The organism is Phycicoccus avicenniae (genome assembly GCF_018139485.1).
In the GTDB taxonomy this organism is placed as follows: Bacteria; Actinomycetota; Actinomycetes; order Actinomycetales; family Dermatophilaceae; genus Phycicoccus; species Phycicoccus avicenniae.
The window spans coordinates 314,953-337,331 of record NZ_JAGSNF010000004.1 but is presented as its reverse complement, the minus strand read 5'-3'; the positions used below and the strand labels follow the sequence as shown (position 1 = coordinate 337,331).

At 73.8% G+C, this 22,379-nt stretch carries 24 protein-coding genes; 11 read left to right on the top strand and 13 right to left on the bottom strand.

Annotation, left to right across the window (positions count from 1 at the left end):
• Positions 1-268: 268 nt before the first annotated feature.
• Both KC207_RS05500 and KC207_RS05495 read left to right on the top strand, forming a co-directional pair.
• Positions 269-1,513: a DUF3754 domain-containing protein gene (locus tag KC207_RS05500; protein WP_211601889.1), complete on the top strand. Its 1,245-nt coding sequence runs from the start codon at positions 269-271 to the stop codon at positions 1,511-1,513.
• Positions 1,514-1,566: 53 nt separating this feature from the next.
• Positions 1,567-2,361: a class I SAM-dependent methyltransferase gene (locus KC207_RS05495; protein WP_211601888.1), complete on the top strand. Its 795-nt coding sequence runs from the start codon at positions 1,567-1,569 to the stop codon at positions 2,359-2,361.
• 80 nt (positions 2,362-2,441) lie between these two features.
• Here KC207_RS05495 and KC207_RS05490 read toward each other — a convergent pair whose 3' ends face one another.
• On the bottom strand, positions 2,442-3,287 hold the full coding sequence (locus tag KC207_RS05490) for an aldo/keto reductase (RefSeq protein ID WP_211601887.1): 846 nt from the start codon (positions 3,285-3,287) through the stop codon (positions 2,442-2,444).
• A gap of 141 nt (positions 3,288-3,428) precedes the next feature.
• On the opposite strand from KC207_RS05490, the gene KC207_RS05485 reads away from it, so the two are divergent.
• Positions 3,429-4,541, top strand: a complete 1,113-nt coding sequence (locus KC207_RS05485; protein WP_211601886.1) for an aminotransferase class V-fold PLP-dependent enzyme — start codon at positions 3,429-3,431, stop codon at positions 4,539-4,541.
• A gap of 10 nt (positions 4,542-4,551) precedes the next feature.
• On the opposite strand, the gene KC207_RS05480 is transcribed toward KC207_RS05485, so the two are convergent.
• Complete coding sequence (locus tag KC207_RS05480; protein WP_211601885.1) at positions 4,552-4,941, bottom strand: hypothetical protein; 390 nt, start codon at positions 4,939-4,941, stop codon at positions 4,552-4,554.
• A 163-nt stretch (positions 4,942-5,104) separates the two neighbouring features.
• Between KC207_RS05480 and KC207_RS05475 the strand changes: the two genes are divergently transcribed.
• Positions 5,105-6,004, top strand: coding sequence for a trypsin-like serine peptidase (locus KC207_RS05475; RefSeq protein ID WP_249138573.1), 900 nt, complete (start codon positions 5,105-5,107; stop codon positions 6,002-6,004).
• A gap of 132 nt (positions 6,005-6,136) precedes the next feature.
• Here the strand turns inward: KC207_RS05475 and KC207_RS05470 are convergent, their stop codons facing one another.
• A complete protein-coding gene (locus KC207_RS05470) occupies positions 6,137-6,826 on the bottom strand; it encodes an HAD family hydrolase (protein ID WP_211601884.1) in 690 nt (229 codons plus the stop codon).
• Positions 6,827-6,918: 92 nt separating this feature from the next.
• On the bottom strand, positions 6,919-7,266 hold the full coding sequence (locus KC207_RS05465; RefSeq protein ID WP_367616030.1) for an ArsR/SmtB family transcription factor: 348 nt from the start codon (positions 7,264-7,266) through the stop codon (positions 6,919-6,921).
• Positions 7,267-7,377: 111 nt separating this feature from the next.
• On the opposite strand from KC207_RS05465, the gene arsB reads away from it, so the two are divergent.
• The 4 genes from arsB (at position 7,378) to KC207_RS05445 (ending at position 11,913) form a co-directional block, all read left to right on the top strand.
• Complete coding sequence (gene arsB, locus KC207_RS05460) at positions 7,378-8,487, top strand: ACR3 family arsenite efflux transporter (RefSeq protein WP_211601883.1); 1,110 nt, start codon at positions 7,378-7,380, stop codon at positions 8,485-8,487.
• Positions 8,484-8,900, top strand: a complete 417-nt coding sequence (locus KC207_RS05455; RefSeq protein ID WP_211601882.1) for an arsenate reductase ArsC — start codon at positions 8,484-8,486, stop codon at positions 8,898-8,900. Before arsB ends, KC207_RS05455 begins: the two co-directional genes overlap by 4 nt.
• Positions 8,901-9,037: 137 nt before the next feature.
• The gene (locus KC207_RS05450) at positions 9,038-11,041 is read left to right on the top strand and encodes a cation:proton antiporter domain-containing protein (RefSeq protein ID WP_211601881.1); all 2,004 of its coding nucleotides are present in this window, start codon (positions 9,038-9,040) and stop codon (positions 11,039-11,041) included.
• Positions 11,042-11,094: 53 nt separating this feature from the next.
• Positions 11,095-11,913 carry a hypothetical protein gene (locus tag KC207_RS05445; protein WP_211601880.1) on the top strand — a complete coding sequence of 273 codons (819 nt, stop codon included), beginning with the start codon at positions 11,095-11,097 and terminating at the stop codon, positions 11,911-11,913.
• Positions 11,914-11,946: 33 nt separating this feature from the next.
• Here KC207_RS05445 and idi read toward each other — a convergent pair whose 3' ends face one another.
• From idi to KC207_RS05430, 3 genes are read right to left on the bottom strand one after another with little or no spacing between them, the layout of a single operon-like run.
• A complete protein-coding gene (idi, locus tag KC207_RS05440) occupies positions 11,947-12,531 on the bottom strand; it encodes an isopentenyl-diphosphate Delta-isomerase (protein WP_211601879.1) in 585 nt (194 codons plus the stop codon).
• Positions 12,524-13,513, bottom strand: coding sequence for an aldose epimerase family protein (locus tag KC207_RS05435; protein ID WP_211601878.1), 990 nt, complete (start codon positions 13,511-13,513; stop codon positions 12,524-12,526). Before KC207_RS05435 ends, idi begins: the two co-directional genes overlap by 8 nt.
• A 19-nt stretch (positions 13,514-13,532) precedes the next feature.
• Positions 13,533-14,612 (bottom strand): aromatic acid exporter family protein, encoded by a 1,080-nt coding sequence (locus tag KC207_RS05430; protein WP_211601877.1) that lies wholly within the window; start codon positions 14,610-14,612, stop codon positions 13,533-13,535.
• Between the two features lie 78 nt (positions 14,613-14,690).
• Between KC207_RS05430 and KC207_RS05425 the strand changes: the two genes are divergently transcribed.
• Together KC207_RS05425 and KC207_RS05420 are read left to right on the top strand one after the other, a co-directional pair.
• Positions 14,691-15,224, top strand: a complete 534-nt coding sequence (locus KC207_RS05425) for a DinB family protein (RefSeq protein WP_211601876.1) — start codon at positions 14,691-14,693, stop codon at positions 15,222-15,224.
• Positions 15,221-15,736 (top strand): GNAT family N-acetyltransferase, encoded by a 516-nt coding sequence (locus tag KC207_RS05420; protein WP_249138572.1) that lies wholly within the window; start codon positions 15,221-15,223, stop codon positions 15,734-15,736. The genes KC207_RS05425 and KC207_RS05420 overlap by 4 nt, the downstream gene beginning before the upstream one ends.
• 31 nt (positions 15,737-15,767) lie before the next feature.
• Here KC207_RS05420 and KC207_RS05415 read toward each other — a convergent pair whose 3' ends face one another.
• The 5 genes from KC207_RS05415 to KC207_RS05395 all read right to left on the bottom strand — a co-directional run bounded on the left by KC207_RS05415 (position 15,768) and on the right by KC207_RS05395 (position 20,362).
• Positions 15,768-16,082 (bottom strand): hypothetical protein, encoded by a 315-nt coding sequence (locus KC207_RS05415; RefSeq protein ID WP_211601875.1) that lies wholly within the window; start codon positions 16,080-16,082, stop codon positions 15,768-15,770.
• Positions 16,083-16,114: 32 nt separating this feature from the next.
• Entirely contained in the window at positions 16,115-16,873 is a 759-nt protein-coding gene (locus KC207_RS05410; protein ID WP_211601874.1) for a VOC family protein, read from the bottom strand.
• Positions 16,874-16,893: 20 nt separating this feature from the next.
• The gene (locus KC207_RS05405) at positions 16,894-17,409 is read right to left on the bottom strand and encodes a mycothiol transferase (RefSeq protein ID WP_211601873.1); all 516 of its coding nucleotides are present in this window, start codon (positions 17,407-17,409) and stop codon (positions 16,894-16,896) included.
• Positions 17,410-17,516: 107 nt separating this feature from the next.
• A complete protein-coding gene (locus KC207_RS05400; RefSeq protein ID WP_249138571.1) occupies positions 17,517-18,683 on the bottom strand; it encodes a WD40/YVTN/BNR-like repeat-containing protein in 1,167 nt (388 codons plus the stop codon).
• 89 nt (positions 18,684-18,772) lie between these two features.
• The gene (locus KC207_RS05395; RefSeq protein ID WP_211601872.1) at positions 18,773-20,362 is read right to left on the bottom strand and encodes an alpha-amylase family glycosyl hydrolase; all 1,590 of its coding nucleotides are present in this window, start codon (positions 20,360-20,362) and stop codon (positions 18,773-18,775) included.
• 909 nt (positions 20,363-21,271) lie between these two features.
• Between KC207_RS05395 and KC207_RS05390 the strand changes: the two genes are divergently transcribed.
• The gene (locus KC207_RS05390; RefSeq protein WP_211601871.1) at positions 21,272-21,856 is read left to right on the top strand and encodes a hypothetical protein; all 585 of its coding nucleotides are present in this window, start codon (positions 21,272-21,274) and stop codon (positions 21,854-21,856) included.
• An 18-nt stretch (positions 21,857-21,874) separates the two neighbouring features.
• On the opposite strand, the gene KC207_RS05385 is transcribed toward KC207_RS05390, so the two are convergent.
• Positions 21,875-22,255: a hypothetical protein gene (locus KC207_RS05385; RefSeq protein WP_211601870.1), complete on the bottom strand. Its 381-nt coding sequence runs from the start codon at positions 22,253-22,255 to the stop codon at positions 21,875-21,877.
• Positions 22,256-22,379 lie beyond the last annotated feature (124 nt).

Here is a 22,379-nt window from a genome sequence, read left to right as displayed (position 1 = left end):
GGCGGGCCCGCCCCCCCCCGCCGCGGGGGGGGCGGGGCCCCCCCCCGGGGGGGGGCCCCCCCCCCGGCCCGGGGGGGCCCCCCCACTTCCGTCCCCGCAGCACCCGTCGACATCCGGCAACACGCAGGGGGATGGCCACGAACGTCTGCGTGTTGCCCGATCTCGTCCGAGGGCGGACCGCCCCGCGGGAGGATCGACCCCGCTGGAACGGGGTCGATCCTCCCCGGGGCGGCCTCGGGGCCGAGCGGGGGTGCGCAAGACTGGGCGGATGTCGGACGAGCCCGCTGCAGCGCCCGCCGCCGGGACCTCCCTGCCGAGGTCCCGGTACCTCCCGATGACCACTGCCGACGCCGTCGACCTCGCGGTCGACGGTCTCGACGACGCCACCGCCGACGACGTCCGTGCCGTGTCCGACGCGGTCGGGGCGGTCGTCCACGCCCGCTACCGGGAGCGGTGGGTCCGGGCCCGAGGCGCCGCGGAGGCCGGCGGCGACGCCCTCCTCGACGACCTCGCCGACCTCCTCGACCGGGCGAACTACGACGAGCTGCCGCGGGAGGTGCTCGACGACGCGCTCGGCGAGTCGGCGGTCTTCGCCGTCCGCGTCGAGGTCGACCTCGACGACTTCGAGGTGCTGCGGCTGTGGCGGCGCGGGGTGCACCGGTCCGACCAGACCGTCCGCCGGTGGTGGGGGCTGCGCCGTCGGACGATCGAGTTCGACGAGTACGACCGGGTCGCGATGTACGCCCGCTACCGCCCTGCCGAGCACTTCACCGCGTCCGGACGGGATCTCGACAAGCTCGCGTTCACCCCCGGCAGCGAGCACGTCAAGCTGTTCCAGAACGTGCCGGTCCCCGACGTCGAGATGCTCCTGCCGGGCACCCGCGTCTCGATGCGCACGGTCGACAAGATCTTCATCGGGGTCCCGGCCGTAGTCGGTGGCGTCGTCGTCGCCGTGACCCGGCTCGCGAGCGCCGTCGGCTTCCTCGCCCTCCTCGCCGCGGCCTACCTCGGGCTGCGCGAGAGCGCCCCGGACATCAGCACCGGCGTCCTGGCGACCCTCTTCGGCGCGTTCGCGGCGCTCGGCAGCTTCCTGTGGCGGCAGTGGTCGAAGTACGAGAAGCGGAGGACGAAGTACCTCCAGTCGCTGTCCGAGGGGCTGTACGTCCGCACCCTGGCCGACGGCCCCGGGGTGCTCTTCACCGTCCTCGACGCCGGAGAGCGGGAGGACGTCAAGGAGGCCGTCCTCGCCTACCGCGGGCTGCTCGACGGGGCAGCCGGTGCGGACGCCGTCGACGAGCGGGTCGAGGGCCGACTGCACGAGCGGTGCGGTGACGGCGTCGACTTCGAGGTGCCGGACGCCCTGGACCGCCTCGCCGACCTCGGTCTCGCGACCCGCGACGAGGACGGGGTGTGGTCGGCGCTGCCGCTCGAGGAGGCGCCGGGCGTGCTGCGCGAGCGGTGGCGGGAGCTCGGCGACCGCCTCGTCAGCGGCGCCCCGGCGGACACCCGCTGACCACATCGCGGGCGGGCGGCGACAGCGGTCCGCACCGGGAGGACCGTGGGACGATGACGCCCTACACGCACGGCCACGCCGAGCCCGTGCTGCGCTCGCACCGGTGGCGCACCGCCGAGAACTCGGCCGCCGCCCTCCTGCCGCTCCTGCGACCGGGGGACACCCTGCTCGACGTGGGCTCCGGACCCGGCACGATCACCGCCGACCTCGCCGGGATCGTTGCCCCGGGTCGCACGACCGCGCTCGAGGCGACCGACGAGGCCCTCGGCCTCACCGCCGCCGAGCTGCACCGGCGAGGGGTCGCGGCGGACCTCGTCGTCGGCGACGTCCACGACCTGCCCTTCCCGGACGACACCTTCGACGTCGTCCACGCCCACCAGGTGCTCCAGCACGTCGCCGACCCCGTGCTCGCCCTCACCGAGATGCGCCGGGTCTGCCGCCCCGGCGGGGTCGTCGCCGCCCGGGACGCCGACTACGGCGCCTTCACGTGGTGGCCGGCCGTCCCGGGCCTGGACACCTGGCTCTCGCTCTACCGGGAGACGGCACGCTCGAACGGCGGCGAGCCCGATGCCGCCCGCCGCCTGCTCGGCTGGGCCCAGGCGGCCGGGTTCGCCGAGCCGCACGTCGGAGCGTCGACGTGGTCCTTCGCGACCCCGGACGAGCGCGCATCGTGGGGCGGCACGTGGGCCGACCGTCTCACCGGCTCAGCGCTGGGCCACCAGCTCGTCGAGGACGGGCGGGCCACCCGGGCGGAGCTGGAGGTCCTGGCGGGCGCCTGGCGTACCTGGGCGCAGGCCCCCGACGGCTGGTTCGTCGTCCTCCACGGCGACCTCGTCGCCCGGGCCTGACCGTCCGCCCGCACGACGACACCCCGGCTCGTCGGAGCCGGGGCGTCGTCGTGCGGCGTCGGGTCCGCGGACCCGTGCGCTCAGTCGGGGATGTAGTCGAAGGAGTCCGGGTTCGGGCCGGTGCGGCCCTCCTCGCCCCGGTCCAGGCCGGAGATCCGGGACACCTCGTCCGGCGTCAGCTCGACGTCGAAGAGGTCGAAGTTGTCCTGCATCCGCGACGGGGTGACCGACTTCGGGAAGACGACGTCGCCCCGCTCGATGTGCCAGCGGAGCGCGACCTGGGCGGTGGACTTCCCCTTGGCGTCGGCGATCTCCTGCAGCACCGGGTCGTCGAGGACCTTGCCCTGCGCGATCGGGGACCACGCCTCGGTGACGATGCCGTGGGCGGCGTTGGCGGCGCGGGCCTCCTCGTTGCCGAAGTAGGGGTGCACCTCGATCTGGTTGATCGCCGGCACGACGCCCGTCTCATCGACGATGCGCTGCAGGTGCGCGGGCTGGAAGTTCGACACCCCGGCGGAGGTGAGGCGCCCGTCCTCGACGAACGAGGTCATCGTGCGCCACGTCGACACGTAGTCGCCGTCGTACCGGGTCGGCAGCGGCCAGTGGATGAGGAACAGGTCGAGCCGGTCGAGCCCGAGCTTGTCCATCGTCTCGCCGAACGCGCGCTTCGCGTCGTCCGGCCGGTGGAAGCTGTTGTTGAGCTTGGACGTCACGTAGATCTCGTCACGGGGGATCCCGGAGTCGCGGATGGCTTCGCCGACCTCCCGCTCGTTGCCGTACATCTGCGCGGTGTCGATGTGGCGGTAGCCAATCTCGAGCGCCTTCGACACCGCGGCGGCGGTCTCGTCCGGGTCGATCTGGAAGACCCCGAAGCCGAGCTGCGGGATCGTCGAGCCGTCGTTGAGCGTGATGGTGGGAACGGTCATGGTCGGTCCAGCACGGTCGTCGTCCGCGGTATTCCGGACGGCGACGCTCCCGACCGTCCAGCGCCCGGTCAGGAACCTCGGTGGCGACTCCCAGGACGCCTCGCCGCGCCGACGAGGCGTCCCGGGGGCAGGATGTGAGCCATGGACCGACGGGACGACTACGCGCTGCTCGCGGGCAAGCTGTTCCTCAACCACGGGTCGTTCGGCGCCACCCCGGAGCCGGTACTGCGCGCCGCGCGGAGCCTGCGGGCCGAGGCCGAGGCGGACTTCCCCGCCTTCTACCACGAGCGGATGTTCCCCCTCCTCGAGCGGTCGAGGGTACGGGTGTGCGACCACCTCGGCATCGCCAGGCCGCGCGGGGTCTTCGTACGCAACTCGACGACGGCGATGCAGACCGTCGTCGACCACCTCGGCCTGCGCGAGGGCGACCACGTCCTGACGACGAGCCGCGAGTACGAGGCGACGGTCGTCCTCATGCGGATGCTCGCCCGGCGGGGGGTCGACGTCGAGACCGTCGACGGCCGGTTCGAGGGGCTCGTCGACCGGCTGCTCGGCGCCGTGGGCCCGCGGACCCGGGCGGTCGTCCTCAGCCACGTGACGAGCCCGTGGTCGCAGGTCAACGACGTCGACGCCGTCGCGGAGGCGCTGTCCGGCACAGGGGTCACGACGATCGTCGACGGCGCCCACACCGCGGGGATGCTGCCGGTGCCCGCCGCCCGTCCCGGCGTCTTCACCTGCCTCACGCTGCACAAGTGGATGCACATGCCCAAGGGCACCGGCTTCCTCGTCGCGCCGCCGGACGAGGTCGACGACCTCCGACCCGTCGTCACCAGCTGGTACGCCGAGTCCGACGACCTGCCGTCCCGCTTCTCCTGGGCCGGCACCGACGACGTCATCGGCCACCTCGTCGGGCCCGAGGCCGTGGGCTACCAGCGCGACCTCGAGACCGACGGCCTCCACGAGCACTGGCACGACCTCACCCGGCTCGGCGAGGAGCTGCTCCTCGAGGTGCCCGGCGTCCGCACCCTCGCGGCGGCTCCGCGCTCGCCGGCGATGGTGTCGGTGCGGCTGCCGGACGTCGAGCCGGAGGCCCTCCTGCGGACCCTGCACGCGCACGACGTCGACCTGTGGTGCGGGGCCACCGACGAGGGGCCGGTGCTGCGGCTGTCCGTCGCGCCCTACGTGCGGCGCGAGGACGTCGAGCGCGGCGTCGGGGTGCTGCGGTCCGCGCTGTCCCGGGCCGCCGCGGCCTGAGCACCCGCGGTCACCGGGACGTCCGGTCCAACAGCCACCCCGGGCCGACGACCTCGGCGCCGGCCTCGTGCACCCGGGCGGTGAGGCCCCGGTCGGCGGTGACGACGAGGACCGTCCCGCCCTCGGCGGCGGCCGACGCCTCGTCGACCACCGTGTCGTCCCCGCTCCCCGGGGCGTGGACGACGACCACCGACCCCGACCGCCCCGCGACGACACCGGACCGGGCCGCCCCCTCGAGGACGAGCACGACCGTGGGGGCGAGGTCGCTGCCCACCAGCCGGTCGTGGAGGCGCGCCGCGGCGCCCGCGCGATCGCGCCACCAGCCGTCGGGACGGGCCCCGACGACGTTCGCGCCGTCGACGACGAGGACGTCCACGTCGGGGTCGGGTCGCTCCTGCATCGCCCCAGTGGACCATCCCCGGCGGACTTGACGAAGACTTGGGCGACCTCGGAGACCCGTTTGACCCGGGCCTTACCGAGGCGCGCCTAGCGTCGGGCAGCACGTCGACGGCGTGCCACACCGCGCCGCCGACGACCCCGTCCCCGACCGAAGGACCGCACCCATGCGCACCCCTCGTTCCGCCGTCGGCGCCCTCACCGGCGCCACGGCCCTGGCCCTCGCGCTCGTCGCCACCCCGACGAGCGCTGCCGCCCCCGGCAACGCGCCGGACGGTGTCGCCAGCCACGCCGCCGCCCGCACCGTCGACCAGCAGCAGGCCGTCGTCGACTACTGGACGCCCGAGCGGATGAAGAACGCGACGCCCCGTGGCCAGAAGGTCGACCCGGCCAAGGGCAAGCCGGTGAAGGCCGCCGCCGCGGAGGCCGTCCAGGTCCCGGTCCAGCCGGAGCTCGGCAAGGTCTTCTTCACCCTCGGCGGCTCGAACTACGTGTGCTCCGGCACCGCCACCGACAGCGCGAACGGCGACGTCGTGACGACGGCCGGCCACTGCCTGAACGAGGGCCCCGGCGCCTACGCGACGAACTTCGCCTTCGTGCCCGCGTACGACAACGACAGCCGCCCCTACGGCACCTGGACCGCGGAGACGCTGCTCACGCCGTCCGCCTGGGCGAACAGCGGCGACTACAACCACGACGTCGGCTTCGCGGTCATGAACGAGAACGCCTCCGGCCAGAGCCTCACCGATGTCGTCGGGTCCTACCCGATCGGCTTCGACCTCGGCTACAACCGCACCTTCGAGGCCTACGGCTACCCGGCGGCGAGCCCCTACGACGGCCAGGACCTGTGGCAGTGCTCGGGGACGGCCGGGGTCGACACCCGTGGGACGACGGACCACCGCCTGCCGTGCAGCATGACCGGCGGGTCCTCCGGCGGAGGCTGGATCACCGACGGGACCCTGAACTCGGTGAACTCCTTCGGCTACCGCGGGGAGACCGACGTCATGTACGGGCCGTACTTCGGCTCCGTCGAGGAGGACGTCTACACGACGGCCGCCTCGTCCTGACGCGCCCTCCACCGGCCCGACGACGCTGACCCGCGGGCCGACCGAGCGGCGAGGCCCGGCACCCGGAGGGGGCCGGGCCTCGTGCCGTGCGGGTGGCGGGCCTCGAGTCGGTCGGAGGCCGGCGCACCGTCGTCAGCTGCCGGCGAGCGCCGAGTCCTGCCAGTGCGCGACGAGGTCGCTCGGGGTCGCGTACGTCCCGACGGCGCCGGCCTCGCGCAGCTCGTGGGCGCTCGTCCCGCCGCACTCGAGGCCGATGCACGGCATCGCGATGCGTCGCGCGGCCTCGACGTCCCACACGGCGTCGCCGACGAAGACGCACTCGGTCGCGGGGACCCCGATCCGCTCGAGCGCGGTCTCGAGGATGTCGGTGGCGGGCTTGCTGTGCTCGGCGTCGGCGCTCGTCGTCACCGCGTCCACGTACTCGTCGGCGTCGAGGACCGCCCGCAGGGCGGCGACGTCGCGGGCCCCGGCGGAGGTCGACAGGACGACGGTCAGGCCCTCGTCGTGGCACCGGCGCAGCAGGTCACGGGCCCCGGGGAGCGGGACCATCCGCTCGTGCCACGCGGCGACGAGCGCGCCGTGCGAGGCGACGACGGCCTCGTCGTCGCCGCTGCGGTGCTCGCCGAGCAGGTGGTCGACGATGCGGTCCGAGCCGAGCCCGATCGCGCGATGGATGCGGGCCATCGGCACGATGCGCCCGTGCTCGCGCAGCGCCTGCCACCACGCGAGGGTGTGGACGTAGGAGGAGTCGACGAGCGTGCCGTCGACGTCGAGCAGGACGGCGCGGGGGCGGGTGGGGACAGCGGGTGCGGTCTCGGACACGGGAGACTCCGGGGGTCGGCGACGGACGATGACCCCGGTGGCCTACCCGCTCGTCCCGCGACTCACCCCGGCAGCGCCGCCGCGGACCCGGGTCAACCGGGCAGGAAGGCGCGGATCTCGGCGAGACGTGCGGTGTCCAGCCGGAACCACGCCCAGCTGCCGCGACGCTCGCGGTGCAGCAGCCCGGCCTCGACGAGGACCTTGAGGTGGTGGCTCACCGTCGGCTGGGCGACGTCGACCCGGTCGGTCATGTCGCAGACGCAGGCCTCGTGCCCGTCGGACTCCTCGATGACGCTCAGCAGCTGGAGGCGGACGGGGTCGGCGAGCGCCTTGAGCAGGTCGGCGCGGCGCCGGGCCTCGTCGCCCGCGAGCGGGGGTGGTGCCGTGCTGCCGCAGGGTGTCCTCACCCCGGCGGCGGTCGTCGCGACGTCGACGGTCACGAGGTCACCTCCTGTTCATCCCGGCGGGTCACCCTCCATATTGACAGACACCGATGTCGTCGGCCATGGTGGCGGCACATATCGACGTCCATTGATACCGCGAGGAGACCCGTGGCCACCGAGGCACCCGCCCCGCCCACCGACGAGCACGTCGCCGGGCGGCTCTCCCGGACCGACCGCTACCTGCCGGTCTGGATCGGCGTCGCGATGGTCGGCGGCCTGCTCCTCGGCCGGCTCGTCCCGGACCTCGGCTCCGCGCTCGCCGCCGTCACCGTGGACGGCGTCTCGCTGCCCATCGCGCTCGGCCTCCTCGTCATGATGTACCCGGTCCTGGCGAAGGTCCGCTACGACCGGCTCGACACGGTGACCGGCGACCGGCGCCTGCTGCTCGGCAGCCTCGTCCTCAACTGGGTGCTCGGCCCGGCGCTCATGTTCGCCCTCGCCTGGATCTTCCTCCCGGACCTGCCCGAGTACCGCACCGGGCTGATCATCGTCGGGCTCGCCCGCTGCATCGCGATGGTCATCATCTGGAACGACCTCGCGTGCGGCGACCGGGAGGCGGCCGCCGTCCTCGTCGCGCTCAACTCCGTCTTCCAGGTGCTCGCGTTCGCCGGGCTCGGCTGGTTCTACCTGTCGGTCCTGCCCGGGTGGCTCGGCCTGGAGCAGGCCGGCATCGATGCCTCGACGGGGGACATCGCCCGCTCGGTGCTCGTCTTCCTCGGTATCCCCCTCCTCGCCGGGTACCTGTCGCGCCGGCTCGGCGAGCGGGCCCGCGGCCGCGCCTGGTACGAGGAGCGGTTCCTGCCGCGGGTCGGACCGTGGGCGCTCTACGGGCTCCTCTTCACGATCGTCGTCCTCTTCGCCCTCCAGGGCGAGGCGGTGACCTCCAACCCGCTCGACGTCGTGCGGATCGCGGTGCCGCTCCTGGTGTACTTCGCGGCGATGTGGGGCGGGGGGTTCCTCCTCGGCCACGTCATGCGCCTGTCGTACGAGCGGACGACGACGCTTGCGTTCACCGCGGCCGGCAACAACTTCGAGCTCGCCATCGCCGTCGCGATCGCCACCTTCGGCGCCGCGTCCGGCCAGGCGCTCGCCGGCGTCGTCGGCCCGCTCATCGAGGTGCCGGTCCTCGTCGGCCTCGTCTACGTCAGCCTGTGGCTCCGCCGTCGCTACCGCGACACCTCACCGTCCGGCTCGACGACCTCGGAAGCACCCCGATGACCGACCGCCCCTCCGTCCTCTTCGTCTGCGTCCACAACGCCGGCCGGTCCCAGATGGCCGCCGCCTACCTCGCCCACCTCGGCGGCGGAGCCGTGGAGGTCCGCTCCGCCGGCTCCGCGCCGGGTGACCACGTCAACCCGGCGGCCGTCGAGGCGATGGCCGAGGAGGGCATCGACATCGCGGCCGAGCAGCCGAAGGTGCTGACGACCGACGCCGTCCGCGCCTCCGACGTCGTCATCACGATGGGCTGCGGCGACACCTGCCCGATCTTCCCGGGGAAGCGCTACGAGGACTGGGTGCTCGACGACCCCGCGGGCCAGGGCGTCGAGGCGGTCCGGCCGATCCGCGACGAGATCCGCGGACGGGTCCTCACCCTGCTCGCCGAGCTGGGGGTCGGGCCGGTCGGGGCCTGACCCCCGGTCGACCGAGGCCCCGGGGGAACAAGCCGGGGCCTGCCCCGGGTTGAGGCGCTGCGGGCGCCCACGGTGCAGACTGCTCCCGAGCGGCGGCGAGCGTCCACGCGTTCACACCCGCTCCCGAGGAGGCTCCGATGTTCGTCATGGCCGGTCCCGAGGTCCCCGCCTACCTGGCCCCCACCGCGGGCCTCGTCGTCGCCGCGGCGGTCGTCGGCTACCTCAGCGTGCGGCTGCGCGTCGTCTCGATCGTCGGCTTCCTCCTCGCCGGCGTCATCATCGGCCCGGCCCAGCTGGGGCTCGTGGCGTCGACAGAGATGGTCGACGCCGCCGCCGAGGTCGGCGTCATCCTCCTGCTCTTCACGATCGGCATCGAGTTCTCGCTCGAACGGCTGGCCCGGGTGTGGCGCTGGATCGTCCTCGGCGGTGGCGGGCAGGTGCTGCTCGCCACCGGGGTGACCGTCGCGCTCGTCCTCCTCGCGGGGGGCGACTGGCGCACCGGCCTGTTCACCGGCTTCCTCGTCGCCCTCTCCTCGACCGCCATCGTCCTGACGATCCTCGGCGAGCGCGGGCAGACGAACACCGTCCGCGGCCGGCTCGCCCTCGCCGTCCTCATCTTCCAGGACCTCGCCGTCGTCGCGATGGTCGTCCTCGTGCCGCTGCTGTCCGCCGACGCCTCCGGGGGCGGCGGGGCGCTGGTCCGGGCGCTGCTCACCGCGGTCGCCGTCGTCGCGGTCGTCCTCGTCGTCGCGCGCCGGGTCATGCCGCGGGTCCTGGACCGGGTCGCCGCACTCTGCTCGCCCGAGGTCTTCCTCCTCGCCGTCATCGCGATCTGTCTCGGGACGGCCTACCTCACCGCGCTCGCCGGGGTCAGCGTCTCGCTCGGGGCCTTCCTCGCGGGCCTCGTCGTCAGCGAGAGCCGGCAGAGCACCCAGGCGCTCTCCGAGGTGCTGCCGCTCAAGATCATCTTCTCCGCCGTCTTCTTCGTCTCCGTCGGGATGCTCCTCGACGTCGGCTTCCTCCTCGGCAACCTCGGGCTCGTGCTCGGGCTCGCCGTCCTCGTCCTGCTCCTCAAGGCGGCGACGACGACGCTCGCCCTGCTGCCGACCGGCGTCGGGTGGCGGCAGTCGCTCGCCGCGGCGCTGCTCGTCGGGCAGGTCGGCGAGTTCTCCTTCGTCCTGCTCACCGTCGGCCAGGGCGCGGGGCTCAGCCCCGCCGGACTGGGCGACGACGGCTACCAGGCCCTCGTCGCGACGACCGTGCTCCTCATGGTCGCGACCCCGCTGCTCGCCGTCGCCGGCGACCGGGTGCTCGCCCGGACCCCGGTCGACACCCCGGAGGACGAGACCGGGCTCGCGCCCGTCGAGGACGGGGAGTGGTCCGACCACGTCGTCCTGCTCGGCTGGGGGGAGGACACCATCGAGCTCGGCCGCGACCTGCGCGCCCGTGGCGTCCAGGCCGTCATGACGACCCTCAACCCCGAGGGCCTCGCCGCCGCCGAGCGGATCGGTCTGCCCGTCGTGAGCGGGGACTCGCTGCGTCAGGGCGTCCTCGAGGCGGTCGCCGTGTCCAAGGCCCAGCTCGTCGTCATCGCCGAGGACGAGCCGGAGCAGGTGGCCCGCATCGCGACGGTCGTGCGCGACCTCACCGGGGCGCCCGTCGTCGTCCGCGCCCACGGGATCGCCGACCTCGTCGAGCTGCAGACCGCAGGCGTCGACCACGTCGTCGACCCTCGCGCGGTGAGCCGGGGACGGCTCTTCCAGGCCGTCCAGGACCGGCTGTCGATGCCGCGCCCGAAGGTGCCGCAGCCCGGCCGCGGGTCGATGACGTGGGTCGACACGACCCGTCTCGTCTTCGTCCCGGTTCCCGAGGACGCCGGGTGCGCGCACAGCTCGGCCTCGGTGCCGGTGCTGCCGCGCACCGAGGGGTGCGCCGAGTGCCTGCGCGAGGGGATGGACTGGGTCCACCTGCGGCTGTGCACCCAGTGCGGCCACGTCGGCTGCTGCGACTCCTCGCCGGGCAAGCACGCGCGGGCGCACCACGACCAGAAGGGGCACCCGATCATGACCAGCCTGGAGCCCGGGGAGCACTGGGCGTATTGCTTCGTCGACGACGTGACCTTCGAGGGCCCGCAGCGCTGAGCCGGACCGTCCGGACCGGCGCGCGAGACGGAGACCGCGGGCAGACTGCACTCGTGACGACGCGGCGGCTCCACAGCATCGAGGTCTACCCCTACGGCGGACACCCCCACACCCCGTGGGGCGACGACCTCCGTCCCGCCGAGGACGCCTTCGCCAAGAGCGCTCGCCGCGTCACCGAGTCCCTCGAGGCCCTGCTGTCCACCACCGAGCTGTTCGCCGGCGGCTCGACGATGCGGGTCCTCCTTCAGAGCCCTCGGTTCATGGAGACCGGACCCGACGAGGTCGTCGTCTCCGTCCTCGACCGACCGATCGACGGGATGTACTGGGCCAACGCGTCCGTACCCGACACCTTCCTCGACCTCACCGCCGAGCAGCGCGGAGCCCTCCTCGTGCAGGCGCACGTCGCTCTCCTGACCCACCTGCACGAGACCGTGCGGTTCGATCCCGCCGTGCTCGAGGCGGTCGTCGAGGATCTGTGGTCCCGCGGGAGCACCTTCGCGTGGGCGGGGCCGTGGACGGCGAACCCGTCCCGGTCGGCCCGGGCCCGGGTGCGGTCGGACCTGCGTGACGACGGGTGCGGGATCTCGTGCATCGAGGTCAGAAAGGCCACGAACGGCTCCTCGGTCTTCTCTCCCGCCTTCTGTGGCGGTGCGAGCCTCGTCGCCTTCCGACGGCTCGCGGAATCCGTGCGCTGGGCCGGTCGCGACGGGCTCGGCGTCCAGGTGGCCGCACCCGGCACAGACACGGGCTTCGCCGCGCGGGCGGTCGACCTGTCGCAGTGCACCGACGAGATGCCCTTCTCCGACACCCCGCCGCTCGACGCGCGGGACGTCGACGTCCCCCTCGGAGTGCGTGTCGTCTCCCGCAGCTGACGACCGTCGCCCGGACGCGTCCCGGACCCGCGGCTACCAGGCGAGGCCGGTGCGCGCGGCCAGGACCGGCCGGGCGGTGGCGTAGACGTCGTCGAACCAGACGCTCAGCTCACCGGCCACCCGGTGGCGGGCGACGGCGTCCGCGTCGGCCCACGCCCACGCGTCGACCTCGTCCGGGTCGGGGTGGGGCTCGCCGACGACCGTGCCGACGAGGGTGTGGTTCCACTCGTGCTCGACGAGGCCGGTCCGCGGGTCCTCGTGCCGGTACTCGACGACGCCGGCCTCCTCGACGTCTCGGGCGCCGACGCCGAGCTCCTCGGCGACGCGGCGCACGGCCGCCTCGACGGGGTCACCACCGGGCGCGGGATGGCCGCAGCACGTGTTCGACCACACGCCCGGCGAGTGGTACTTCACCGCGGCCCGGCGCTGGAGCAGGACCCGTCCGTCGTCGCCCAGGAGGAAGAGCGAGAACGCCCGGTGCCGGACGCCGGGTGCGGCGTGCGCGGCGAGCTTCTCCATCGTCCCGATGGCGACCCCCTCCTCGTCGACGGTCTCGAGGAGGATCGTCGCCGGAACCGGGTCGTCGGCACGCGACCCGTCCGCGTGGACGTCAGCCACGGCCGACCCGCCACACGGTGGTCGTCCGGTACGTCTCACCGGGTCGCAGCACGGTGCTCGGGAAGTCGTCGTGGTTCGGGGCGTCCGGCCAGCCCTGGGTCTCGAGCGCGACCCCGGCCCGCTCGCGCAGCGGCTGTCCGTCGAGGCCGACCTGGCTGCCATCGAAGTGCGCCCCCGTGTAGACCTGGATGCCGGGCAGGTCGGTGTCCACCTCGAGCCACCGGCCCGAGGTGCCGGTGAGCCGGGCCGCACGCCGTGGCCCGTCCCCGTCGAGGCAGTAGCCGTGGTCGATGCCGCCCGCGAAGCCCAGCTGCTCGTCGTCGCCCGAGAGGGCGTCGCCCAGGCGGGTCGGGGTGCGCAGGTCGAACGTCGTGCCCTCGACGGGCCGGACCTCGCCGGTGGGGACGAGGTCCTCACGCACCGGGAGGAAGGCCGTCGCCGCCACCTCGAGGGTGTGGTCGTCGACCGGTCCGGCGGCTCCGTCGAGGTGGAAGTACGCGTGGTTGGTGAGGTTGACGACGGTCGGCGCGTCGGTCCTCGCCGTGTACTCGATCGTCACCTCGCCGGGCGCGACCCGGTAGGTGACGGTGACCTCGAGCGTGCCCGGGAAGCCCTGGTCGCCGTCGGGGCTCGTCAGGGAGAACGTGGCGTGCGTCGGCGACTCCTCGGCGACGGTCCAGTCGTGGCGGTCGAAGCCGGTCGCCCCACCGTGCAGGGTGTTGCCGAACTGGTTGGTCGTCAGGGTGTGCTCGGTGCCGTCGAGGGTGAAACGGCCGGCGTCGATCCGGTTGCCGAAGCGCCCGATCGTCGCCCCCAGGTAACCGCCGTCGGCGACGTACTCCCCGACGTCGGCGAGGCCGAGGACGACGTCGACCGGGCCGTCCCCGTCGTCGAGGACGAGGCGGCGCACCGCGGCGCCCGCGGTGACGAGCTCGAGCCGCAGCCCGTCGGTCGTGAGGTCGATGGTCCGTGGGGCCGTCATGGCCTCATCCTCGCGCACGTCAGGTCCGGACCGGCCGGGCGGTCGCGACGTCGTCGACGATCTCGACGATGAGGCGCAGGTTGGCGAGCAGCGCCCCGTAGAGCGGCCAGCGCAGCGCCGGCAGGTCCTCCCGGGACAGGTCCCGCACGAGCGACTCCAGGTCCTGACGCAGGTCGGCCACCTGCGCGTCCGGGTCGGCGACCCGTCGCCCGGCCTCTTCGAGGAGGTCGACGAACCGGTCCCGGAAGACGGGGTCCCACTCGTGCGCCTCACGGCTGGACTCCCGGGTCTGGCGAGCGATCGCCCGGACGTAGGACACCCCCTCCTCGAGCCGGGTGAGCACCTCGGGGTACCCCGCGTCGTCGAGGCCCCGGTGTCGGCGGCGCCGGACGTTCCACGCCCGGCTCTCCTGTGAGTGCCGCACGAGCGACCACGCGTGGTCGACGTCCTCGTCGATCGAGCGGGTCTCCTCGACCCAGTCGTCCTCCTGCTGCTCCTGCCAGGGGTGGCGCATCTGCCCCGCCATCTTGACGATGAGGTCGCCGAGCCGCCGGTCGACGTCGTCGACCTGGCGCTGCGCGCTCGCGTCGTTGAGCGGCGGGAGGACGACGGCGTTGACGAGGAGCGCGACGACGACGCCGATCCCGGTGGCGAGCAGCCGGTCCGGCAGGAAGGCGACGGCCTGCTGCTCGGAGGCGTCGTACCCCGCGGCGATGACGAAGAGCGCCGTCGTCGCGATCGTCACGCCCTCGTCGCGCACGAGCGGCAGGCGGGCGAGGAGCAGACCGACGAGGAGGGCGACGCCGAGCGACCACGAGGAGGACCCCATCGTGAGGACGACGACGAGCGAGAGCACGACCCCGACGCCGACGGCGAGCACCGTCTGCACCCCGCGCCAGAGGGTCCGGTGGACCGTGGCGTGGACGGTGAGGAGGGCGACCCAGGGCGCGAGGAACGCCTGGTGCAGGTCCAGGACCTCCTCCGTGATGACCCAGGACACGACGGCCGCGACGACCGCCTTGAGGACCTGGAGCAGGTCGGTCTGGGTGGCGGGCGAGGCGAGCCGGGCGCGCAGGTCGGCGGGGCTGGGCGGACGCATCGGTCCAGTCAACCGGGGCCGGGGGCCCGCGCGAAAGTCGGCGGACGCGCGGTCCCCGACCCCGGTAGCGTCACCGCCGTGAGCGACCCCGTGACCGACGACCGCGTCGACCCGCCGCTCGACGGCGACGAGCGGGCCACCCTGCGAGGCTTCCTCGACTTCCACCGCGCCACGCTGCGCCGCAAGACCGCCGGTCTCGACGCGGAGCAGCTCGCGACGACGCTTCCCCCGTCGGACATGACCCTGGGCGGAATGGTCTCGCACCTGGCCTGGGTCGAGCACTGGTGGTTCGAGCAGGTCTTCGCGGGGCATGACGAGGCGGAGCCCTGGGCGTCCGTCGACTGGGACGCCGACGACGACGGGGACTGGCACTACGCGACCGACCACACCCCGCAGCAGCTGCGGGACCTCTTCGACGAGCACGTCGCCCGCGCCGACGCGGTCCTCGACGCCGTCGACGACTGGAGCACCCTGTCGCAGCGGACCGGGCGGCGCAGCGGCCGGCCGTTCAGCATGCGGTGGATCGTCACGCACATGGTCGAGGAGTACGCCCGGCACAACGGGCACGCCGACCTCCTCCGCCAGTCCATCGACGGCCAGGTCGGCGAGTGAGCGACGGCCTGCTCACCGACGAGGCGATCCGGACGGCCACGGACGAGGACTGGCCGCACATCTGGCCGTTCTTCGCCGCGACGGTCGCCGCGGGCGACACCTACGCCTACCCGGAGGACCTGACGTCCGACGAGGCCCGCGCGCTGTGGATGCGCCCGGCACCGGGACGGACCGTCGTCCTCGAGGAGGACGGGCGGGTGCTCGGCAGCGCGACGATGGGCCCGAACCGACCGGGGCGCGGCAGCCACGTCGGGACGGCGTCGTTCATGACGGCGCCGGACGCCCGCGGCCGCGGCGTCGGTCGGCGCCTCGGCGAGCACGTCGTCGCGTGGCACCGCGAGCAGGGCTACCGGGCGATCCAGTTCAACGCCGTCATCGAGACGAACACGGCCGCCGTCGGCCTGTGGCGCTCACTCGGGTTCCGCATCGTCGGGACGGTGCCGTGGGCCTTCGACTCGGCATCCCACGGGCTCGTCGGGCTGCACGTCATGCACCTCGACCTCAAGGGCTGACGGGACCGCCCGCGCCACGTCGCCCCGTCCGTCAGGTGTCGGACTGCGACCGCTGGAAGGACCACGCCGCCTCGAGGGCGTCCTCGACCGCCTCGTCGTCCCCGGCCACCAGGTCGGCGACGACCATCATGTGCTTCCGGAACCGCCGAGGGACGTCGAAGACCGTCGGCGCCCGCGTGCACAGCTCGTCGCGCACCTCGAACGGCACGCGGACCACGACGTGGTCCGCGTCGAGCGCGCGGGCGACGAGCCGTCCGTCGTACGTCCAGCGGGCACGTCCGTCGACCGTGCGCCGACGGACGCCGTCGAGCGACGTCGCCGCTCGCCCGAAACCGTCGAGGTCCACACCGAGCACCGTCCCACGCGACGACGTGCCTGTCATTCCTGCACGGCACGGCGGACTAGTCCGGTCAGCGGGTCGCGGTCGGTGAGGCAGTAGACCTGGCCGCCGGGCGCTCGCAGCACGGTCCAGCGCTCGAACCGCGCCCGCACCTCGGCACCGGCGGCGACGTGCCGCGCCTCCTCGGCCGCCCGGTCGGCGACGGCGAGATCGGGGTGCGCGCGGACCGGACCGCCCGGATCGTCGAGCCGCTGGAGCAGGATCCGCAGCGGCCCGTCGGCGGCACCGTCATCGAGGAACTCGAACTCCGGGCGCAGGCCCCGCCGGTACCCCCTCCCGGTGAGGTCGCGCCAGAAGGCGGTCTCGGCGTCCCACGCGTCCGCGGGGACGTCGAGACAGACCTGGTCGAGGACGCTCACCGGGCTCCGCGTCATTCGCGGTGCCGGGTCGGTGGGGTCGACGAGGGTCTGGCAGAAGGTGAAGCCGCCGGGCGAGGCCATGACGACGACGTCCTGGTAGGTGCGCAGGACGCGGGCCCCGAGGTCGAGGGCCCGCGCGACGGCCCGCTCCCGGTCGGCGGAGTTGAGGTCGAGGTGCACGCCTCCGGGGCCGCCGACCGCCTGCACCTTCACCCAGGCCGGCGCGGAGCCCGGCAGCAGCGTGACGAACTGGCCCTCCTCCCCGCGGGTCGGCGAGACCGACCACCCCGTCACCTCGGACCAGAACGCCGTCGCCACCTCGACGTCGCGCCGCGGGACGTCGAGGAAGAGCTGCATCCACCCGGGTGTCAGGTCCATCCGCCCATCCTGCCGCGCGATCACTCCCCGGTCGCGCCGTCGATCCGCTCGCGCAGCAGGTCCGCGTGGCCGCAGTGCCGGGCGTACTCGCCGGCGAGCTTCGCGAGGTTCCACCGGACGGAGCGGCCGTTCGCGGGGGCGACGGCCGCCAGGTCGGGGACGTCGGCGAGCGCGGCGTCCGTCGCGGCGCACCGTTCACGCCAGACCCGGAAGGACACCTCGACGTCCTGCGGGCCGCAGTCGACGTCGTCCTCGTGGTCGTCCGCGTACTCGCCCCACACCCACGCGAACGGGGTCCCGGTCGAGAGTGGCCACGCGCCGTAGGCGTTCTCCATCTCGGCGAGGTGGCGGACGAGGCCGAGCAGGGACAGGACGGAGGGTGGGGCCGAGCGCGCGGCGAGGTCCTCCGGTGACAGGCCGGCGCACTTCGCACGGACGGCGTCGCGGTAGTAGTCGAGCCAGCCGAGGGCGAGCGAGCGCTCGTCACCGTCCTCGGGCTGTGGCAGCCGGTCGTCCGTCTCCGTCGCGTCGGTCATCTCGTCCCCTCCAGGTCTTCCTCGGCGTCAGCGTCAGGCTAGGTGCGGAAGCGGACGGTCCTCGTCCGGTGGGCCGGCCATCGGTCGCCGGGCGGGCGCCGGGGGCGTCATCCGGTGGGCGCGGGCTCGAGCACCTCGACGGACAGGATCGTCGGCAGGTGCCGCGCGACCTCCTGCCAGCTCTCCCCCTCGTCGGCACTCACGAAGACCGAGCCGGTGTTCGTCCCGACGTACACCCCCGCCGGCTCCTGGGTGTCGCCGGCCATCGCCTGCCGCAGCACGGTGAAGTAGCACGCCTCCTGCGGGAGCCCGGTCCGCCCGGCCTCCCACGTGGCGCCCCCGTCGCGTGAGCGCCACACCGCGGCTGCGGCGTCCGGCGGGTAGCGGCCCTCAATGTCGCCGTTGAGCGGCAGGGTCCACACCGTCTCCGGGTCGCGGGGGTGGACGAGCAGCGGGAAGCCGAAGGTCGACGGCAGGCCGTCGGTGACCGACCGCCAGTGCAGGCCGCCGTCGTCGGAGCGCCAGACCCCGTGGTGGTTCTGCTGGTAGAGCACGTGCCGCTCCCGTCCCGGGGCGCGCTCGACGTGGTGGACGCAGAACCCGACGTGGCCGTCCGACGGGCCGGCCGGGTGGTCGGCGGCGACGTCCCCGGCCTCGGCGTCGAGGTCGTTGCGCCGCTCCCACGTGACACCGCCGTCGGTGCTCGCGAACACCCCTGCCGCGGAGATGCCGACCCACATCGCCTCGGGGTCGTCGGGGTCGCTGATGATCGTGTGGAGGACGAGTCCGGCCGCCCCGGGCCCCCACTCGGAGGCGGACGGGTGGTCGGTGAGGCCTTTGACGACCGACCACGTCGCGCCGCCGTCGTCGCTCACGAGCAGCGTGGCGGGCTTCGTCCCGGCGTAGAGCCTCTCCCCGACGCGGGCGAGGGACCACACCTGGCTGAAGTCGTCGCCGAACGGCGCCGCCCCCTCCTCCCAACCGATCATCGCCGCGAGGTCCGGGTCGTTCGCCGCCCACGTGTCGACCTCGCCCGTCGTGAGCTTGGCGAGCGTCCACGTGTGCCCGCCGTCGCCCGAGCGCCACACCCCGGCACCGGACCAGTCGCCACCGCCGCCGGCCCACATGGTCCCCGTCTCCGCGTCGCCGACCACGTGGTTGACGGGCCAGCCGTCGCAGTACGGACCCCGGACCGACCACCCCGACCGGGAGTCGTCGCCGTCGAGGACGAACGCCCCCTTCGTCGTCCCCACGAGTACCTGGATCGCGGCCATGGCGGGCCCCCTTCTCGAGCCGTCCCGCTCGCGCCGGGCGGGGTCGCGACCAGTGTGCTGAGGTCCGGGGCGCCCGGCAAGGGGGTACGTCAGGCGCGGGTGAGGACCCCGAAGCCGAAGCCGTCGACGACGACGCGTCCACCCTCGGTCCGCACACCCTCGACGAGCACGGGGTCGGCGGCCGCCCAGCCGTCGGGGAGCGCGGTCGACGCCTCGGCCCGGCGCGGGTTCACGACGACGAGGTGGGTGCCGCCGCGGACGTAGGCGAACGGGTAGTCCTCGGTGAGGACCTCGAGGTCGCCGCCCGGCCGCAGCGCCGGGGTCTCGCGCCGGAGGGCGACCAGCCGGCGGACAAGGCGCAGGAGCGAGGACTCGTCGGCTCGCTGGGTCGCGACGTCCGGGCGGTGCGGGTCGGGGTCGAGCGGGAGGTAGAAGTCGGCCTCGCCCGCCGTGGAGAATCCGGCGCCCGGGCCGGGCTCCCACTGGATCGGCGTGCGGGAGCCGGTGCGGTTGTTCGTCGGCGACAGGATGCTGCCCTCGACGTCGGGGAGGTCCTCGACGTACCGCATCCCGATCTCGTCGCCCATGTAGATCGTCGGCAGCGACGGCCACGTGAGGAGGAAGGCGAACGCGGCGCGGGCCTGCTCGGCGGTCCGGGGCCCCGCGACGAGCCGGGCGTAGTCGTGGTTCGCGCTCGGCAGGGCGACGTGCCCGCCGCCGACGCCGATCGCCTCGGTCGCCCGGCGCCACTCGCGGAGGAAGACGTCGATGCCGCCGCTGCCCTCGGGGTCGAAGAAGAACCGGCCGTCGTGGCCCCACGCCGCGTCGGACGTGCCGGTGCCGGTGTGCCACAGCGCCCGGAGGGCGGGGTTGCCGAACTGGAGGAAGAAGTCGGCGTGGAAGCCCGCGGGGACCGACGTCGCCGGCTCGCCCCACTCCGAGAGGAGCGCCGCGTCGGGGTACGTCGCGTCGAGCCACGAGCGCATCTCGGTCCACAGCCGGCCGGTCTCGACGTGGCCGGGGTCGTCCTTGACGAGCGAGGCGGCCATGTCGACCCGGAACCCGCTGACGCCGAGGTCGAACCAGTGCGCCATGACGTCCTTGAGCGCCTGACGGTTGGCGAGCGGACCGGGGGCGTCGACCGGGTCGCGCCACGGCTCGGCGGGGTCCTGCCGGGCGTAGCCGAAGTTCAGCGCCGGCTGGCAGGGGTAGAAGTTCAGCTGGTAGTACCCGCCGCGGGCGCCGGGGACCGGGCACCAGATACCGGCGGGGCGGCCGACCCGGTCGTGGCCGATGTACCGGCCGTCCGCGGGGTCGTCGGCCCACTCCCGGAACCACGGGTGCTGGTCGCTCGTGTGCCCGGCGACGAGGTCGAGCAGCACGCGGATCCCGCGGCTGCTGGCGGCGTCGACGAACGCGACGAGGTCCTCGTTCGTGCCGTACCGGGGCGCGACGCTCAGGTAGTCGCTGACGTCGTAGCCGGCGTCGGCGAAGGGCGAGGCGAACAGCGGGCTGAACCACACGGCGTCGACCCCGAGCCACGCGAGGTGGTCGAGGTGCTCGAGGGCACCCGCCAGGTCACCGACGCCGTCGCCGTTCCCGTCCGCGAAGGACTGCGGGTAGACCTGGTAGAGGACGGAGTCGGCCAGCCAGGACGGCTGGTGGCGCGGGGTCGGCATCCGGCAACCCTAGGTCGCGGCGGGGCACACCCGGGGCCCGGGTCGCGGGGTTGCGACCCGGGCCTCGGCGACCGGTTCAGCAGACGGCGCAGTGACCGAGCTTCGCGGCGGTCGGGCCGGAGGCGGCCGAGGCCACCCCGGCCGGGACGGCGAAGAGCATGGTGGCGAGACCGAGGACGGCGAACAGACGGCGCATGGTGGTTCCTTCCAGAGGGTGCTGCGTGATGGCGATGGATCGGTGGCTCCCGCAGGAGCCCGGGGTCGTGCTCGGGGACGGTCGCGTCAGCAGACGGCGCAGTGACCGGCCAGCGGGACGGAGGGCGTGGAGCCCGCCTGGGCGACTCCCGCCGGGACGGCGAAGAGCATGGTGGCGAGACCGAGGACGGCGAACAGACGGCGCATGATGGTTCCTTCCAGAGGGTGCTGCGTGATGGCGATGGATCGGTGGCTCCCGCAGGAGCCCGGGGTCGTGCTCGGGGACGGTCGCGTCAGCAGACGGCGCAGTGGCCGAGCTTCGCGGCGGTCGGGCCGGAGGCGGCGGAGGCCACCCCGGCCGGAACGGCGAAGAGCATGGTGGCGAGACCGAGGACGGCGAACAGACGGCGCATGGTGGTTCCTTCCAGAGGGTGCTGCGTGATGGCGATGGATCGGTGGCTCCCGCAGGAGCCCGGGGTCGTGCTCGAGGACGGTCGCGTCAGCAGACGGCGCAGTGGCCGAGCTTCGCGGCGGTCGGGCCGGAGGCGGCGGAGGCCACCCCGGCCGGAACGGCGAAGAGCATGGTGGCGAGACCGAGGACGGCGAACAGACGGCGCATGATGGTTCCTTTCGACAGGGTTTCCCGGGGCATCGCCATCATCCCGTGCGGGACACCTCCTGTGGCCTCTCCGAACCGGCCCTACGCTGGACAGCATGGATCTGCAGCGTCATCTGCGTCACCTGCACGCGATGGCGGCCGACCCTGCACGTATGGACCTCTTCGAGCAGCTGAGGGTGCGCGACCGCCCGATGAGCACCCTCGAGCTCGGGCGAGCGGTCCCCGAGGCACGCCGCGGCATCCAGGCCCATCTGTCCGCCCTCGCCGACGGCGAGTGGATCGAGCACCTCGACGGCGAGGGACGCACGGCTCGGTGGCAGGCCCGCCAGGTGCCGATCGAGTGGGCCGACGACGACGACTCCGACCCGGCGATCGCCCGGGCCAAGGAGGACCTCTACTGGATCTCGCTGCAGCGGCGGATCAACCGGATCCGCCGGTTCGACGCCGAGCGACAGACCGGCGAGTGGCCGGAGGACTGGGTCGGGGCGACGATCGGCCGCGACTACTCGCTGTGGCTCACCGTCGACGACGTCCACGAGCTCGACGACGAGCTCGTGGCCGTCTTCGAGCGGTTCCGCGTCCGCTCCGAGGAGCGCCGGGCCGACGGGGACGCCGAGGACGGTGGGGTGCGCCTCGTGTTCGTCACGAGCTCGGCGTTCCCGCTGAGCCACGACGAGTGACGTCCGCGGGCCGTCCGCTCAACCGCGCTGTCCCCGGGCCCGCATCGTGACCCGCTCCAGCTCGAGGTCGAGCTCGCGCTGCACCCTCGCGCGGGTGGCGGGGACGAAGAAGTAGTCGGGCGTCACCTCGACCGTCGTGTGCCGGTTGAGGACCCGGCAGATGGCCCACAGCACACTGACCCGTGGGTCGGTCTGGGTCCCCTGCCGGATCCGCTGGATCTGCACGTGCGGCGTCGGACCCCTCAGCTGGGAGACCGCCGCGGCGAGGTGCACGTTGTTGTCGAGGTCCTGCAGCACCCCGTCGTCGTCGACCCACTTGACCGTCGTGAGCAACCGGTTGAGGGCACCGGCGATGTCCGGGGCGGGCTCGGGCAGGGCCCGTTCGGTCCGGGCGCTCATCGAAGGCTCCTCGGCGTGGGGTGGACGCGCCGATCCTACGCCCGCGCCGCTCCCGACGGCTCTGGTCAGGACCTTACGAAAACTTGACCCACTCCTTACCTGCGTGTCGCTCCGCACCTGTCAG

What these genes read in the sequence shown, in the direction of transcription:
- KC207_RS05500 (WP_211601889.1), top strand. Translation starts at nt 269, where the DNA reads ATGTCGGACGAGCCCGCTGCAGCGCCCGCCGCCGGGACCTCCCTGCCG.
- KC207_RS05495 (WP_211601888.1), top strand. Translation starts at nt 1,567, where the DNA reads ATGACGCCCTACACGCACGGCCACGCCGAGCCCGTGCTGCGCTCGCAC.
- KC207_RS05490 (WP_211601887.1), bottom strand. Translation starts at nt 3,287, where the DNA reads ATGACCGTTCCCACCATCACGCTCAACGACGGCTCGACGATCCCGCAG.
- KC207_RS05485 (WP_211601886.1), top strand. Translation starts at nt 3,429, where the DNA reads ATGGACCGACGGGACGACTACGCGCTGCTCGCGGGCAAGCTGTTCCTC.
- KC207_RS05480 (WP_211601885.1), bottom strand. Translation starts at nt 4,941, where the DNA reads ATGCAGGAGCGACCCGACCCCGACGTGGACGTCCTCGTCGTCGACGGC.
- KC207_RS05475 (WP_249138573.1), top strand. Translation starts at nt 5,105, where the DNA reads ATGCGCACCCCTCGTTCCGCCGTCGGCGCCCTCACCGGCGCCACGGCC.
- KC207_RS05455 (WP_211601882.1), top strand. Translation starts at nt 8,484, where the DNA reads ATGACCGACCGCCCCTCCGTCCTCTTCGTCTGCGTCCACAACGCCGGC.
- KC207_RS05450 (WP_211601881.1), top strand. Translation starts at nt 9,038, where the DNA reads ATGTTCGTCATGGCCGGTCCCGAGGTCCCCGCCTACCTGGCCCCCACC.
- KC207_RS05435 (WP_211601878.1), bottom strand. Translation starts at nt 13,513, where the DNA reads ATGACGGCCCCACGGACCATCGACCTCACGACCGACGGGCTGCGGCTC.
- KC207_RS05430 (WP_211601877.1), bottom strand. Translation starts at nt 14,612, where the DNA reads ATGCGTCCGCCCAGCCCCGCCGACCTGCGCGCCCGGCTCGCCTCGCCC.
- KC207_RS05410 (WP_211601874.1), bottom strand. Translation starts at nt 16,873, where the DNA reads ATGGACCTGACACCCGGGTGGATGCAGCTCTTCCTCGACGTCCCGCGG.
- KC207_RS05405 (WP_211601873.1), bottom strand. Translation starts at nt 17,409, where the DNA reads ATGACCGACGCGACGGAGACGGACGACCGGCTGCCACAGCCCGAGGAC.
- KC207_RS05400 (WP_249138571.1), bottom strand. Translation starts at nt 18,683, where the DNA reads ATGGCCGCGATCCAGGTACTCGTGGGGACGACGAAGGGGGCGTTCGTC.
- KC207_RS05395 (WP_211601872.1), bottom strand. Translation starts at nt 20,362, where the DNA reads ATGCCGACCCCGCGCCACCAGCCGTCCTGGCTGGCCGACTCCGTCCTC.
- KC207_RS05390 (WP_211601871.1), top strand. Translation starts at nt 21,272, where the DNA reads ATGGATCTGCAGCGTCATCTGCGTCACCTGCACGCGATGGCGGCCGAC.
- KC207_RS05385 (WP_211601870.1), bottom strand. Translation starts at nt 22,255, where the DNA reads ATGAGCGCCCGGACCGAACGGGCCCTGCCCGAGCCCGCCCCGGACATC.